Source organism: Nocardioides sp. J54, assembly GCF_000519005.1.
Lineage (GTDB): Bacteria > Actinomycetota > Actinomycetes > Propionibacteriales > Nocardioidaceae > Nocardioides.
Map to the genome: position 1 here is coordinate 94588 of NZ_JAER01000010.1, position 13732 is coordinate 108319.

12 protein-coding genes are annotated in these 13732 nt (G+C 72.0%); all 12 read left to right on the forward strand.

From position 1 onward, the window contains the following. Window positions 1–205: 205 nt before the first annotated feature. The 12 genes from NOCJ54_RS0109505 (at window position 206) to NOCJ54_RS0109560 (ending at window position 13655) form a co-directional block, all read left to right on the forward strand. Window positions 206–1498 carry an adenylosuccinate synthase gene (locus tag NOCJ54_RS0109505; RefSeq protein WP_028655319.1) on the forward strand — a complete coding sequence of 431 codons (1293 nt, stop codon included), beginning with the start codon at window positions 206–208 and terminating at the stop codon, window positions 1496–1498. 114 nt (window positions 1499–1612) lie between these two features. Then, window positions 1613–3505, forward strand: a complete 1893-nt coding sequence (locus NOCJ54_RS0109510; RefSeq protein WP_051485661.1) for a hybrid sensor histidine kinase/response regulator — start codon at window positions 1613–1615, stop codon at window positions 3503–3505. 75 nt (window positions 3506–3580) lie between these two features. Then, a complete protein-coding gene (purD, locus tag NOCJ54_RS0109515; RefSeq protein WP_028655321.1) occupies window positions 3581–4879 on the forward strand; it encodes a phosphoribosylamine--glycine ligase in 1299 nt (432 codons plus the stop codon). A 2-nt stretch (window positions 4880–4881) separates the two neighbouring features. Beyond that, the gene (locus NOCJ54_RS0109520) at window positions 4882–5379 is read left to right on the forward strand and encodes a GNAT family N-acetyltransferase (protein ID WP_028655322.1); all 498 of its coding nucleotides are present in this window, start codon (window positions 4882–4884) and stop codon (window positions 5377–5379) included. After that, the gene (locus NOCJ54_RS0109525) at window positions 5372–5932 is read left to right on the forward strand and encodes a GNAT family N-acetyltransferase (RefSeq protein WP_084255013.1); all 561 of its coding nucleotides are present in this window, start codon (window positions 5372–5374) and stop codon (window positions 5930–5932) included. The genes NOCJ54_RS0109520 and NOCJ54_RS0109525 overlap by 8 nt, the downstream gene beginning before the upstream one ends. Window positions 5933–6021: 89 nt before the next feature. Next, a complete protein-coding gene (purB, locus tag NOCJ54_RS0109530) occupies window positions 6022–7452 on the forward strand; it encodes an adenylosuccinate lyase (protein WP_028655324.1) in 1431 nt (476 codons plus the stop codon). A gap of 67 nt (window positions 7453–7519) precedes the next feature. Continuing rightward, entirely contained in the window at window positions 7520–7930 is a 411-nt protein-coding gene (locus NOCJ54_RS0109535; RefSeq protein WP_028655325.1) for an SRPBCC family protein, read from the forward strand. A 161-nt stretch (window positions 7931–8091) separates the two neighbouring features. Beyond that, entirely contained in the window at window positions 8092–8880 is a 789-nt protein-coding gene (locus NOCJ54_RS0109540; RefSeq protein WP_028655326.1) for an ABC transporter ATP-binding protein, read from the forward strand. Next, window positions 8877–9800: an ABC transporter ATP-binding protein gene (locus tag NOCJ54_RS24845; RefSeq protein WP_084255015.1), complete on the forward strand. Its 924-nt coding sequence runs from the start codon at window positions 8877–8879 to the stop codon at window positions 9798–9800. The genes NOCJ54_RS0109540 and NOCJ54_RS24845 overlap by 4 nt, the downstream gene beginning before the upstream one ends. Beyond that, window positions 9797–11635: an AMP-dependent synthetase/ligase gene (locus NOCJ54_RS0109550; RefSeq protein ID WP_028655327.1), complete on the forward strand. Its 1839-nt coding sequence runs from the start codon at window positions 9797–9799 to the stop codon at window positions 11633–11635. Before NOCJ54_RS24845 ends, NOCJ54_RS0109550 begins: the two co-directional genes overlap by 4 nt. Beyond that, window positions 11632–12519: a branched-chain amino acid ABC transporter permease gene (locus tag NOCJ54_RS0109555; RefSeq protein WP_028655328.1), complete on the forward strand. Its 888-nt coding sequence runs from the start codon at window positions 11632–11634 to the stop codon at window positions 12517–12519. Before NOCJ54_RS0109550 ends, NOCJ54_RS0109555 begins: the two co-directional genes overlap by 4 nt. Next, complete coding sequence (locus tag NOCJ54_RS0109560) at window positions 12516–13655, forward strand: branched-chain amino acid ABC transporter permease (protein WP_028655329.1); 1140 nt, start codon at window positions 12516–12518, stop codon at window positions 13653–13655. Before NOCJ54_RS0109555 ends, NOCJ54_RS0109560 begins: the two co-directional genes overlap by 4 nt. The last annotated feature ends 77 nt before the right edge of the window (window positions 13656–13732 follow it).

The window sequence follows — 13732 nt, forward strand, 5'->3', positions numbered from 1 at the left end:
GTCGGTGAGCTGGAACGTGAACTAGAACGTGTTCTCGTTTCGCCGAATCTAGCCGGTCGGTCGCGGTTTGGTAACGTTGCGCCGCAAGAGCCCCGGTCTTGCCGGGGCTTCTTGCTTGGCAGACACCAACAACTAGTGGTGCGTTGAGCAGCCGTTCCGGACAGGCGGGGCGGAGGGACTCCGTCCGTGGCGAGGAGCAACCGAGATGCCTGCAATCGTGATCGTCGGAGCCCAGTGGGGCGACGAGGGCAAGGGCAAGGCGACCGACCACCTGGGCAGCCAGGTCGACTACGTCGTGAAGTTCAACGGCGGCAACAACGCCGGGCACACCGTCGTCGTCGGCGACGAGAAGTACGCCCTCCACCTGCTCCCCAGCGGCATCCTCACGCCGGGCTGCACGCCGGTCATCGGCAACGGTGTCGTCGTCGACATCGACGTGCTCTTCCACGAGATCGACGGCCTCGAGGCCCGCGGCGTCGACACCTCCGCGCTCAAGGTCAGCGCCAACGCGCACGTCATCGCCGACTACAACCGCACGATCGACAAGGTGACCGAGCGCTTCCTCGGCTCCCGCAAGATCGGTACGACGGGCCGCGGGATCGGCCCCACCTACGCCGACAAGATGAACCGGATCGGCATCCGGGTCCAGGACCTCTTCGACGAGAAGATCCTCACCGCCAAGGTCGAGGGCGCGCTCGAGCTCAAGGGCCAGATCCTCACCAAGATCTACAACCGCCGTGCGCCCTCGGTCGAGCAGACCGTCGAGGAGCTGCTCGGCCACGCGGAGCGGCTGGCGCCGTACGTCTGCGACACCGGGCTGCTGCTCAACCAGGCCCTCGACCGTGACGAGGTCGTGCTGATGGAGGCCGGCCAGGCGACCCTGCTCGACGTGGACCACGGCACCTACCCGTTCGTGACCTCCAGCAGCGCGGTCGCCGCGGGCGCGTGCACCGGCACGGGCATCCCGCCGACCCGGATCGACCAGGTCATCGCGATCGCCAAGGCCTACACGACCCGCGTCGGCGAGGGCCCGTTCCCGACCGAGCTGCTCGACGGCCCTGACGGCAAGGGCGAGTTCCTGCGCAAGGCGGGCTGGGAGTACGGCACCACCACCGGCCGCCCGCGCCGCTGCGGCTGGCTCGACACCGTGATCACCCGCTACGCCGCGCGGGTCAACGGCGTCACCGACTTCGTGCTCACCAAGCTCGACACCCTGACCGGGCTCGAGGAGCTCCCCGTGTGCGTCGCGTACGACGTGGACGGGGTCCGCCACGAGGAGATGCCGGTCAACCAGACCGACTTCCACCACGCGGTCCCGGTCTACGAGAACCTCCCCGGCTGGACCGAGGACATCTCGGGGTGCCGCTCGTTCGAGGACCTGCCGAAGGCCGCGCAGGACTACGTCACCTTCGTCGAGGAGCGCTCCGGCGCCCGCATCTCGGTGGTCGGTGTCGGTCCCGAGCGCGAGCAAGCCGTGGTGCGCCACCCGCTGCGCTGACCAGCGCGGCGGACCCGGCCGATACCTCCCGCAGATCCGACGGGTATGCGATCCTCCGGTCTGGGCATTGCCGCATGGATACATGCCCGGGGACATCTTGCGAGGAGCGTGCGTGTGGCCGACCGGCCGACAGTCGTGGTCATCGACGACGCACCGGAGCTCAGGGCGCTCGTCGGCGCCCGGCTCCGGTCGTCCGGCCTGTTCGAGGTGGTCGGCGAGGGTGGCGACGGCGGCGAGGCGATGGTCCTCGCCCACGAGCACCAGCCCGACCTGATGCTGCTCGACACCTCGATGCCCGTGCTCGACGGCCTCGAGGCGCTCCCGCTCGTGCTGGCGGTCTCGCCGGACACCAAGGTGGTGGTGTTCACCGGTTTCGAGAGCCGCGGCCTCGCCGGTCGCGCGTACGAGCTCGGCGCCGCCGACTTCATCGAGAAGTCCACGCCGATCGACCAGCTGCCCGACCTGCTGTGGAAGCACGTGGCGGACTCGGTGCCCCGTCCGGTGCCGCGTGGCGGCGGGCTGCGGATCGCCGGCGGCGACGACGAGCGCACGATGCGCGACCAGGCCGCCCTGGACGAGCACCTGGAGCGCTACCGCGAGGTGTTCAACCAAGCCGCGATCGGCATGGCGACGCTGACCCTCAACGGCAGCATCGTCCGGGCCAACCCCGAGCTCGCAGCGATGGTCGGCCGCACGCCCGAGGACCTCGTCGGCCTCGACTACGGCGTGCTCACCCGCCAGCACGGCGACCAGCTCGACGACGCGCTGGTGCGGATCATCGAGCAGGGGGAGGGCCTCGCGACCTTCGAGCACCCGCTGGTCTACGAGGACGGCACGTCGACCGCGCTGCGGGTCAGCCTCACCCCGATCCGCGACTCCCACGGCGCACCGCTCTACGTCTTCGCCCAGGTGCTGGACATCACCGCCGAGGTCGAGCTGCGCCGCAGCGAGGAGATGTTTCGGCTGCTGGTCACGACGGTCAGCGACTACGCGATCTACATGCTCGACACCACCGGCCGCGTCGCGAGCTGGAACGCCGGCGCGCAGCGGATCAAGGGCTACACGTCCGAGGAGATCCTCGGCCAGCACTACCGGGTCTTCTACCCCGAGGAGGAGCGCGCGCTGGGCAAGCCGGAGCGCAACCTCGAGATCGCGCTCGAGGAGGGCTCCTACACCGCCGAGGCGTGGCGGGTACGACGCGACGGCACCCGCTTCTGGGCCAACGTCATGATCAACCCGATCCACGACGACGCCGGCCAGCTGCGCGGCTTCGCCAAGCTCACCCGCGACCAGAGCGAGGAGCGGGTCCGCGAGGAGCAGCGCCGCCAGGCGATCGAGCAGCAGGCCGGCCTGCTGGCGGTCACCGCCCACGAGCTGCGCACCCCCGCCGCCGTCGTGGAGGGAGCAGCGGCCATGCTGCGGCGCCACGACGAGATGGACCCCGCCGAGCGGCTCCAGCTGCTCGAGGCGATGGTCAGCAGCGCCCGCCGGCTCCAGCGCCTCGCCTCCGACCTCAAGGCCGCCTCCGACATGCACGTCGACGCGCTCACCCTCCAGCCCGAGCGGATGTGGCTGCGGGGCACGCTGCTGGCCGCGGTCGACCGCGCCCGCGCCATGCACCCGCACGACGGGGTCGCCGTCCACGTCGATCAGGACGTCGAGTTCACCGCCGACCCCGCCCGTGTCGGCCAGGCCCTCGACAACCTGCTGTCCAACGCCGTGAACCACGGCCGCGCCCCGGTCGTCGTCACCGGTGAGCGCACCGAGTCCGGCGTGCGGATCTCGGTCGCCGACAGCGGGCACGGGGTCGACCAGCGCCTCGAGCCGCGGCTGTTCCAGCGCTACGCCCACGCCGGCCCCAACGCCGGCAGCGGCATCGGCCTCGACCTGGTCCGCGAGATCGCCCGCAGCCACGGAGGCGAGGCGACCTACCTCCCGCCGGGCCAGGACCGGATGACGACCTTCGTCATCGACCTGCCCAGCCAGCCGACGCTGCCGCGGCTGTGAGCCGCGCGCGGGGTCGGTGACCAGACCCGGACGCGGGGCCGGTCGTCGTACCTCCCGCGCATAGGATCGACCCCCGTGAAGACCCTCGTGATCGGCACCGGTGGCCGCGAGCACGCCCTCGCCCTCGCCCTGTCCCGCGACCCGTCGGTGAGCGAGGTGCACGCCGCCCCCGGCAACCCCGGGATCGCTGCCTTCGCGACCCTGCACGACGTCGACCCGATGGACGGTACGGCGGTCGCCGCGCTCGCGACGCAGGTCGGCGCCGACCTCGTCGTGGTCGGCCCGGAGGCCCCGCTCGTCGCGGGCGTCGCGGACGCGGTCCGCGCTGCCGGCGTCCCGGTCTTCGGCCCGTCTGGCGCGGCCGCGCGCCTCGAGGGCTCCAAGGCCTTCTCCAAGGAGGTCATGGCCGCCGCCGGCGTGCCGACCGCCGGCTCGCGCACCTGCCGCACCGCTCACGAGGTCGCCGCCGCGCTCGACGAGTTCGGTGCGCCGTACGTGGTCAAGGACGACGCCCTGGCTGCCGGCAAGGGGGTGGTGGTCACCCGTGACCGCGCCGAGGCCGAGGCGCACGCCGCGGCGTGCGGCACCGTCGTCATCGAGGAGTTCCTCGACGGCCCGGAGGTGTCGCTGTTCGCCGTCTGCGACGGCACCACCGCCTACCCGCTCCAGCCGGCCCAGGACTTCAAGCGGATCTTCGACGGCGGCCGCGGCCCGAACACCGGCGGCATGGGCTCCTACTCGCCGTTGCCGTGGGCGCCCGCGGACCTCGCGGCGACCGTGATCGACACCGTCGTCCAGCCGACGCTCGACGAGATGGCCCGCCGCGGCGCGCCCTTCGTCGGTTGCCTCTACGTCGGCCTCGCCCTCACCGCTGCCGGGCCGCGCGTCATCGAGTTCAACTGCCGCTTCGGTGACCCCGACATCCAGCCGGTGCTCGCGGTGCTCGAGTCCCCGCTCGGCGAGCTCCTCCTCGGTGCGGCCCAGGGTCGCCTCGGCGAGGTGCCGGCCCCCGTCTTCCGCGACGCGGCCTCGGTCACCGTCGTGCTCGCCTCCGCCGGCTACCCCGAGTCGTCGTCGAAGGGCGACGTGATCACCGGCGTCGGCGCGGCCAACGGCGTCTCCGACGTCGACGTGATCCACGCCGGCACCGCGCTCGTCGCCGCGCCCGAGGAGGGCGACCCCGGCCACCAGCACCTCGTCACCGCCGGCGGCCGGGTGCTCGCGGTCCGCGCCCTCGGCTACGACGTCGCCGACGCCCGGGCCCGCGCCTACGCCGCCGCCGACCTGATCCGCTTCGACGGCCTGCAGCGCCGCTCCGACATCGCCGCCGAGCCGCTCGGCGTGGTCGAGGGCGCCTCGGTCGCCGAGGGCTGAGCGTGGCGGCCATCCGGGTCGCGACCGACGCCGACCTCGACGCCGTCGCGGCGATCTACGACCGCGAGGTCCACGACGGCACGGCCACCTTCGACACCGTGCCACCGCCGCGCAGCAAGTGGGAGGGGCTGCTCGCTTCGCCCCACCCCGGCGACCACTTCCTCGTCGCCGCGTCCGGTGACCAGGTGCTGGGCTTCGCCTACTCCTCGCAGTTCCGGCCCAAGGGCGCCTACGACGGCACGCGCGAGGTCACCGTCTACCTCGACCCGGCCGCGACCGGGCGCGGCCTCGGCCGGCTGCTGTACGACGACCTGCTGGCCCGCCTCGAGGCCGCCGGCATGCGCACCGCGCTGGCGCTGGTCTCGCTGCCCAACGACGCCAGCGAGGCGCTCCACCGCGCCTGCGGCTTCGAGCGCCAGGGCGTGCTCCGGCAGGTCGGCCGCAAGCACGACCGGTGGATCGACGTCGCCCTGTGGCAGAAGGTGCTCGCCGATGACTGACCAGCCGCCTGACCAGCCGACCGGCCAGCCGATCAGCCAGCCGATCAGCCAGCCGATCAGCCAGCCGGCCGGCCCCGCCGGCGTACCCACCGAGCGGCTGGTCCTCGTCCTCTGGGACGCGGCCACGGTCGCCGCGATCCGCTCCGGCGAGCGCCGCCCCGACTGGCATCCCGACTTCCCCCGCGAGGACGACCTCGGCGCCGCCGCGCTCTGGCACGAGGGCGACCCCTGGGGGCCGCGGTCGATCGTGTCCCGCAAGCAGCAGCTGGTCATCGGCTCCATCGGGTTCTTCGGCCCGCCCGAGCCGGCCGCCGACGGCGTCGCGGAGGCCGAGGTCGGCTACGGCCTCGTCGCCGCGGCCCACGGGTACGGCCTGGCCACCGAGGCGCTCACCGCCCTGCTCGGCCGTGCCGACGCCGCGGGCGTCCGGGTCCGCGCGTCCATCGCGCCCGACAACGCCGCCAGCCTCCGCGTCGCCGCGAAGACCGGGTTCACCGTCCTGCGGGGCACCACCGAGGACGGCGAGCTGGTCCTGGTCCGCCCGCTGCGCTGACGGGCCGGCCCCGGGCCGCCGCGGCGCCGGGTCTCGGCCCACCGCCGCTCGTTCCTCGCGCCGCCAGGGGCATGGGAGAATCAGACCCCGTGACCGTCCCGAACGTCCTCGCCACCCGCTACGCCGCCGCCGACCTCGCCGAGATCTGGTCGCCGGAGCACAAGATCGTCCTCGAGCGGCAGCTGTGGATCGCCGTCCTCAAGGCGCAGAAGGACCTCGGGGTCGAGGTGCCGGACGGGGTCGTCGAGGCCTACGAGCAGGTCGCCGCGCAGGGTGAGGCGGCCGTCGACCTGGCGAGCATCGCCGCCCGCGAGCGGGTCACCCGCCACGACGTGAAGGCGCGGATCGAGGAGTTCGCCGCGCTGGCCGGGCACGAGCACATCCACAAGGGCATGACCTCACGCGACCTGACCGAGAACGTCGAGCAGCTGCAGGTCAAGCAGTCGCTCGCGCTGGTGCGCGACCGCGCGATCGCCGCGCTGGCCCGGCTGGGCCGGCTGGCGGGGGAGTACGACGCGCTCGTGATGGCCGGCCGGTCGCACAACGTCGCCGCCCAGGCCACCACGCTCGGCAAGCGGTTCGCGACCGCCGCCGACGAGCTGATGATCGCGGTCGAGCGCGTCGACGACCTGCTCGGCCGCTACCCGCTGCGCGGCATCAAGGGGCCGATGGGCACCGCCCAGGACATGCTCGACCTGCTCGGCGGCGACGAGGCGAAGCTCGAGGACCTCGAGCAGCGGGTCGCCGCCCACCTCGGCTTCGAGCGCGTGCTCACCAGCGTCGGCCAGGTCTACCCGCGCTCGCTCGACTTCGACGTTCTCTCCGCGCTGGTCCAGGTGACCGCGGCCCCGTCGAACCTCGCGACCACGATCCGGCTGATGGCCGGCAACGAGATCGTGACCGAGGGCTTCAAGGAGGGCCAGGTCGGCTCGTCGGCGATGCCGCACAAGATGAACACCCGCTCCTGCGAGCGGGTCAACGGCCTCGCCGTCGTCACCCGCGGCTACCTCTCCATGGTCGGCGAGCTCGCCGGCGACCAGTGGAACGAGGGCGACGTCTCCTGCTCCGTCGTACGACGGGTGGCGCTGCCCGACGCGTTCTTCGCCGTCGACGGCCTCTTCCAGACCTTCCTCACCGTGCTCGACGAGTTCGGCGCGTTCCCGGCCGTCATCCAGCGCGAGCTCGACCGCTACCTGCCCTACCTCGCCACCACCAAGGTGCTGATGGCCGCCGTGCGCAACGGCGTCGGCCGCGAGGCCGCGCACGAGGCGATCAAGGAGGCCGCCGTCGGCACCGCGCTCGCGATGCGCCAGGGCCAGGCCGAGAACGACGTCTTCGCCAAGCTCGCCGCCGACGAGCGGCTCGGCCTGACCTCCGAGCAGCTGCAGTCGCTGGTCGCCGAGCCGATCACCTTCACCGGGGCTGCCGTCGCGCAGACGCAGGCGGTGTGCCGCAAGGTCGCCGCGATCGTCGAGGCCAACCCCGCCGCGGCGGCGTACACGCCGGGCGCCATCCTCTGACGCCGCCCGGCGTCGCCGGCCCGCTGCGCGCCCGCGGCGGCATGGGGCGACCCGCCATGATGGGGAGGTGACCCGGATCGTCGTCCCCTTCCCGGTGTCGGCCGGCCGGGCGTTCGCCTTCCTCGCCGACCCGCGGAACCGGCCTGCGTGGCAGTCCTCGCTGCGGGCGGTGGCCGACGTCCTCCCCGCGGACGGTGACGCCACCGCCGCCGGCACCACCTGGACCGACCTCACGGTCGTGCCCGGCGTGCGCCCCCGGATGCGCACGACGCAGGCCGTGCCCGGTGTGCACTGGCAGGAGGACGGCCGCTGCGGCCTCTTCCGCGCCCGGCTGGACCTCTGGTTCTCGCCCGCCGACGGCGGGTGCCAGGTCGTCGCCGAGTTCCGGGTCCGGGGCCTCGCGGTCGGGCTGCCGCTCACCGTGGCCAGCCGCCCGGCGATCGCCGCCGACCTGCGCCGCGCCGCCTCCCTCGCCTGACCGGGACCGACCGGGACCGACCGGACCGACCGGGACCCATCGGGAAGGTCACGATTCGGACACATTCGGCGGGTCTGCTCGCCTGAGAGGTGAGGACCCCTCGCCAGACCGCTACATTCCGGGCCACCTGTGATGCGCGTCACAGGACGGAGGGGGCTGCGGTGCTCGCTGTTCAGAACCTCGAGGTCGTGTACGACGACGTCGTGCTCGCCCTGCGCGGGGTGAGCCTGGAGGTGCCTGACGGGAGGATCGTGGCGCTGCTGGGCGCGAACGGCGGCGGCAAGTCGACCCTGCTGCGCTCCCTGTCCGGCCTGCTCGACGTCCACGACGGCGAGATCCGCAAGGGTTCGGTCACGCTCGACGGTGAGTCCGTCGGCCACCTCAAGCCGTCCGCGCTCGCCCGCAAGGGCATCAAGCACGTGCTCGAGGGTCGCCGGGTCTTCAAGGAGCTGACCGCGGAGGAGAACCTCCGCGTCGGCGCCTACGCCGACCGGCGCAACCTCAAGGCCAACCTGGAGCGGGTCTACGGGTTGTTCCCGATCCTGCGCGAGCGGCGCGAGGGCCAGGCCGGCCTGCTGTCCGGCGGCGAGCAGCAGATGCTCGCGATCGGCCGGGCGCTCATGTCCGACCCGCGCTACCTGCTGCTCGACGAGCCGTCGCTCGGGCTCGCGCCCAAGGTGGTCGACCAGATCCGGGACATCGTCGTCGAGATCAACAGCCAGGGCACGGGGATCCTCCTCGTCGAGCAGAACGCCTCGATGGCGCTCTCGATCGCCCACCACGGCTACGTCCTCGAGAACGGTCGCGTGGTGATGGACCGGCCGGCCGAGAAGCTGCGCGAGGACGCCGACGTCCGCGAGTTCTACCTCGGCCTCGGCGCCGAGGGTGAGGCCGCCCGGTCCTTCCGCTCCGTCAAGCACTACCGACGCCGCAAGAGGTGGGCCTCATGACCGCACCGGCGACGCCCGCGCCCGAGCCGGCCACCGCCACCACGACGACGCCGGGCGGGCCTGCCCCGGTGCTGGCCTTCGACGACGTGCACCTGTCCTTCGGTGCGGTCAAGGCCGTCAACGGGGTCAGCTTCGAGGTGCGCGAGGACGAGCTGTTCGCGGTGATCGGCCCCAACGGCGCAGGGAAGACGAGCATCTTCAACGTGCTCTCCGGCGTCTACCGGCCGCAACGCGGCTCGGTCGTCCTGGAGGGCCAGCCGATCCTCGGCATGCGGCCTCCGGCGATCGCGCGGCTCGGCGTCGCCCGCACCTTCCAGAACATCGAGCTCTTCGCCAACCTCACCGTGCTCGACAACCTGATGCTCGGGCGCCACCAGCACCTGCGCTACGGCACCCTCGCGGCGATGCTGTGGTGGGGCCGGGCCCGCAACGAGGAGCTGCGGCACCGCCGCAAGGTCGAGGAGATCGTCGACTTCCTCGAACTCGAGCAGTGGCGCAAGATGCCCGTCGGCCTGCTGCCCTACGGCGTGCAGAAACGGGTCGAGCTCGGCCGAGCGCTCGCGATGGAGCCGCGGCTGCTGCTCCTCGACGAGCCCGTCGCCGGCATGAACCTCGAGGAGACCGAGGACATGGCGCGCTACATCCTCGACATCCGCGACGAGCTGCGCATCCCGATGATCATGGTCGAGCACGACATGGGCCTGGTGATGGACGTCGCCGACCGGGTGCTCGTCGTGGACTTCGGGACCCCGGTCGCGACCGGCACCCCCGCCGAGGTGCAGCGCAACCCCGACGTGATCCGCGCCTACCTCGGCGGTGAGGCGAACCCCGGCATCGACGAGGACGTCCGTGCGGCGGTCCGGGCGGTCGAGGACGCCGCCGACCCGGGGGCAGGGGGAGGAGGGGGAGCCACGACATGACCCGCAGCCTCGTGACCCGGATCCGTGACCGGGCCGCCACCACGCCGCACGGCGTCGCCATGCGCGAGAAGCGCCTCGGCGTGTGGCACGAGATCACCTGGGCGACCTACTGGGACACCGTGGTCGACGTCGGCCACGCGCTGCTCTCCCTCGGCGTGCAGCCGGGTGACCGGGTCGCCGTGCAGTCCGAGAACCGCCCCGAGTGGCTGTTCATGGACATCGCCGCCGTGGCGATCCGGGCGACCACGGTGGGGCTCTACCCGACGAACCCGACCGCGGAGACGTCGTACCTCCTCTCGCACAGCGGCGCCTGCGTCCACCTCGCCGAGGACCAGGAGCAGGTCGACAAGGTGCTGGAGGCCGGCGACCTGCCGGAGCTGCGCACGATCGTGCACGTCGAGACCCGCGGCCTGCGCACGTACGACGACCCGCGACTGATGTCGTGGGAGGCGCTGCTCGAGCGCGGCCGCGAGCACCGCGCCGCGCACCCCGGGGCCGTCGAGGCCCTGGTCGACGCGGCGGAGCCCGACGACGTGATCACCCTCGTCTACACCTCCGGCACCACCGGCCCGCCGAAGGGCGCGATGCTCACGGTCCGCAACGCGGAGTTCGTGCTGGAGACCGTGCTCGAGCGGAGCCCGTTCGCGCGGCCGGCGCCGGGCCCCAGGGACATGACGCTGTCCTACCTCCCGCTGTGCCACGTCGCCGAGCGGGTGCTGACGACCTGGTACAACGCCGGCGCCGGCACCCAGGTCAACTTCGCCGAGTCCATCGAGACCGTGCCGCAGAACCTCCGTGAGGTGCAGCCGACCCTCTTCTTCGCCGTCCCCCGGATCTGGGAGAAGCTGCTGGCGACGGCGCGGATCAAGCTCGACTCCGCGACCTGGGCCAAGCGCCGGTGGGCCGCCTTCTGGCTGCGTCGCGCGGACGGCCTCGGGGAGAAGCTCGCCGCCAACGGCGGTCGGCACACCGCCGCCACCCGCCTGGTGTACGCCGTCGGCTGGCTGTTGTTCTACCGCGCCCTGCGCGACCGGCTCGGCCTGCGCCGGGTGCGGCACGCGAGCTCCGGCGCGGCACCGATCGCCCCCGAGGTGCTGCAGTTCTTCATGGGCATCGGCGTGCCGATGCACGAGCTCTACGGGATGACCGAGAACGCCGCGGTGGCCACCGCCAACCGGCCGGGCCGGGTCAGGCTCGGGACGGTCGGCGAGGCGCACGACGGCATCGAGGTCCGCATCGACGAGGAGACCGGCGAGATCCTCACCCGCCACCCAGCGGTCTTCGCCGGCTACTGGCAGGACCCCGAGGCGACGGCGCGCACGCTGAGCGAGGACGGCTGGCTGCACACCGGCGACGTGGGGGAGTGGGTCGACGGCACCCACCTGCGGATCACCGACCGGATGAAGGACATCATCATCACCGCCGGCGGCAAGAACGTCGCGCCGTCCGAGATCGAGAACGCGCTGAAGGCCTCGCCCTACATCAAGGAGGCGGTCGTCATCGGCGACGGCCGCAAGTACCTCACCGCCCTGATCGGCATCGAGCTCGACACCGTCGGCGCCTGGGCCCAGCAGCGGCGCATCGCCTTCACGACCTACCGCGACCTCTCCGAGAAGGAGGAGGTGCGCGACCTCGTCCAGCAGGTCGTCGACGACGTCAACTCCCGCCACAACCCGGTCGAGCAGATCAAGTCGTTCCGGATGCTGCCCAAGGAGCTCGACCACGAGGACGGCGAGCTCACCGCGACCCAGAAGGTCAAGAGGTCCGCGATCGACGCGATGTTCCACGACCTGGTCGAGTCGATGTACCGAGGCCAGGAGGCGGGTGCCCGATGACCCAGCTGCTCGGAGCGGTGGCCGGCGGGATCGGCGTCGGCTCGATCTACGCGCTGCTCGCGCTCGGCTTCGTGATCATCTACAAGTCGATGGGCGTCATCAGCTTCGCCCAGCCCGCGTTCCTGCTCGCCGGCACGGTGCTGGTGACCTACCTGTCGCCCGAGATCGGCTTCTTCCCGGCGCTGGTCGTCGGCTCGGTCGCCATCGCGGGTGTCGCCCTCGTCGTCGAGCGCGTCGCGATCCGGCCGATGGTCGGCAAGGCCGTCTTCGTCATCGCGATCATCACCATCGGCATCGACATCATCGTCCGGATCGTCTCCGGCATGTTCGTCGGCTCCGACCAGCGCACCGTCCGCGACCCGTGGGGCCTCGACGCGTGGGAGGTCGGCGGCGTCTACGTCGAGCAGCGCGACCTCGCGGCGTTCGCCGTCACCACGGTCCTGGTCCTCGCGCTCTTCGCGTTCTTCCGCTGGACCCCGATCGGCCTCGCCATGCGGGCCTCGGCCCTGGACCAGGAGGCCGCGATGGCGCAGGGCGTCAACGTCGGCACCGTGTTCGCGGTGTCCTGGGCGCTGGCTGGTGCCCTCGCCACGGTCGCCGGAGTCTTCGCGGCAGCCGGGCGCACCGTCGACCAGAACCACTGGCACATCGCGCTGCTCGCGCTTCCGGTCATCATCCTCGGCGGCCTCGACTCGCTCGGCGGCGCGGTGCTCGGCGGTCTGGTCATCGGCATCACCCAGCAGGTCGTCACCACCTACCACCGCGACTGGTTCCCCGGCCTCGACACCAACATCGGCTCGATCACGCCCTACCTGGTGATGCTGGTGGTGCTCCTCGTCCGGCCCTACGGGCTCTTCGGAACGCGGGAGGTCGAACGCGTATGACCGCCACCCGGACGCGCCGGCTCGCCCCGCTCGGGCGCCCCGAGCTCTACACCAGCTACCGCCAGGACATGGCGCTGCTCAACACCCGCTCGAAGATGCTGGGTGCGCTGGGCGTGCTGGTCGTCGCGGCGCTGATGCCGCTGATGGTCTCGGACAACCTGCTGCTCATCCTGGCCAGCGGCCTGGTGCTCGCGATCGGAGCGATCGGGCTCAACCTCGTCACCGGGTACGCCGGCCAGGTCTCCCTCGGCCACGCCTTCTTCGTCGGCGTCGGCGCCTACACCGCAGCCGCCATGGCCGGTGACCCGGACGGGCGCTACCTCGGCCTCGGCATCGACTTCATGCCGCTGTGGCTGCTCGGCGCCGGCCTGGTGGCTGCGCTGTGCGGCGCGGTGGTCGCGCCGCTGGCCACCCGGCTGCGGGGGCTCTACCTGGCGATCGTCACGCTCGGCCTGGTCTTCATCGGCCAGTACTTCTTCTTCGAGTGGGACGAGCTGACCGGCGGTTCGCAGGTCGGCCGCGACGCCGCGAAGCCGGTGCTGCTCGGCATCGAGTTCACGGCCGACTACGGCTTCAAGGGCGGCTGGACCGAGGAGCAGAAGCTCTACTGGCTGTTCCTCGCGGTCCTCGTGATCGCCGCCCTCGTCGCCCGCAACATCGCCCGCTCCCGCGTCGGGCGCGCGTTCTCCGCGATCCGCGACCGCGACGTCGCCGCCGGCGTGATGGGCGTCAACCTGACCCGCTACAAGATCATCGCGTTCACGATCTCCTCGTTCTACGCGGGGATCGCGGGCGCGCTGATGTTCTCCGCGAGCGGCCACTTCACGCCGGAGTCCTTCAACCTGCTGCTCTCGGTGCAGTTCATCGCGATCGTGCTCATCGGCGGGGTCGCGACCATCTCCGGCACCATCATGGGCGCGATGCTGATCGCGCTGCTCCCGCGGATCGCGAGCGAGCTGCCCGCCTTCGTGCCGTTCCTGTCGACCTCGGCCAGCGAGCACCCGAACATCTTCGACTTCGAGCAGATCATGTACGGCGTCCTCATCGTCGCGTTCCTGCTGTTCGAGCCACGGGGCCTGTTCGGGATCTGGCACCGCGTCCGCACGTACTGGAAGAGCTATCCCTTCTCCTACTGACCTCGGTCGAGCCCGACCGTGCCGGGGACCGCACCACCACCACAACACCAGGAGGAACCGTGAACCGTAGGTCGAGA

Coding starts and splice junctions, on each gene's coding strand:
- NOCJ54_RS0109505 (WP_028655319.1), top strand. CDS start 206: ATGCCTGCAATCGTGATCGTCGGAGCCCAGTGGGGCGACGAGGGCAAG.
- NOCJ54_RS0109525 (WP_084255013.1), top strand. CDS start 5,372: ATGACTGACCAGCCGCCTGACCAGCCGACCGGCCAGCCGATCAGCCAG.
- NOCJ54_RS24845 (WP_084255015.1), top strand. CDS start 8,877: ATGACCGCACCGGCGACGCCCGCGCCCGAGCCGGCCACCGCCACCACG.
- NOCJ54_RS0109550 (WP_028655327.1), top strand. CDS start 9,797: ATGACCCGCAGCCTCGTGACCCGGATCCGTGACCGGGCCGCCACCACG.
- NOCJ54_RS0109555 (WP_028655328.1), top strand. CDS start 11,632: ATGACCCAGCTGCTCGGAGCGGTGGCCGGCGGGATCGGCGTCGGCTCG.
- NOCJ54_RS0109560 (WP_028655329.1), top strand. CDS start 12,516: ATGACCGCCACCCGGACGCGCCGGCTCGCCCCGCTCGGGCGCCCCGAG.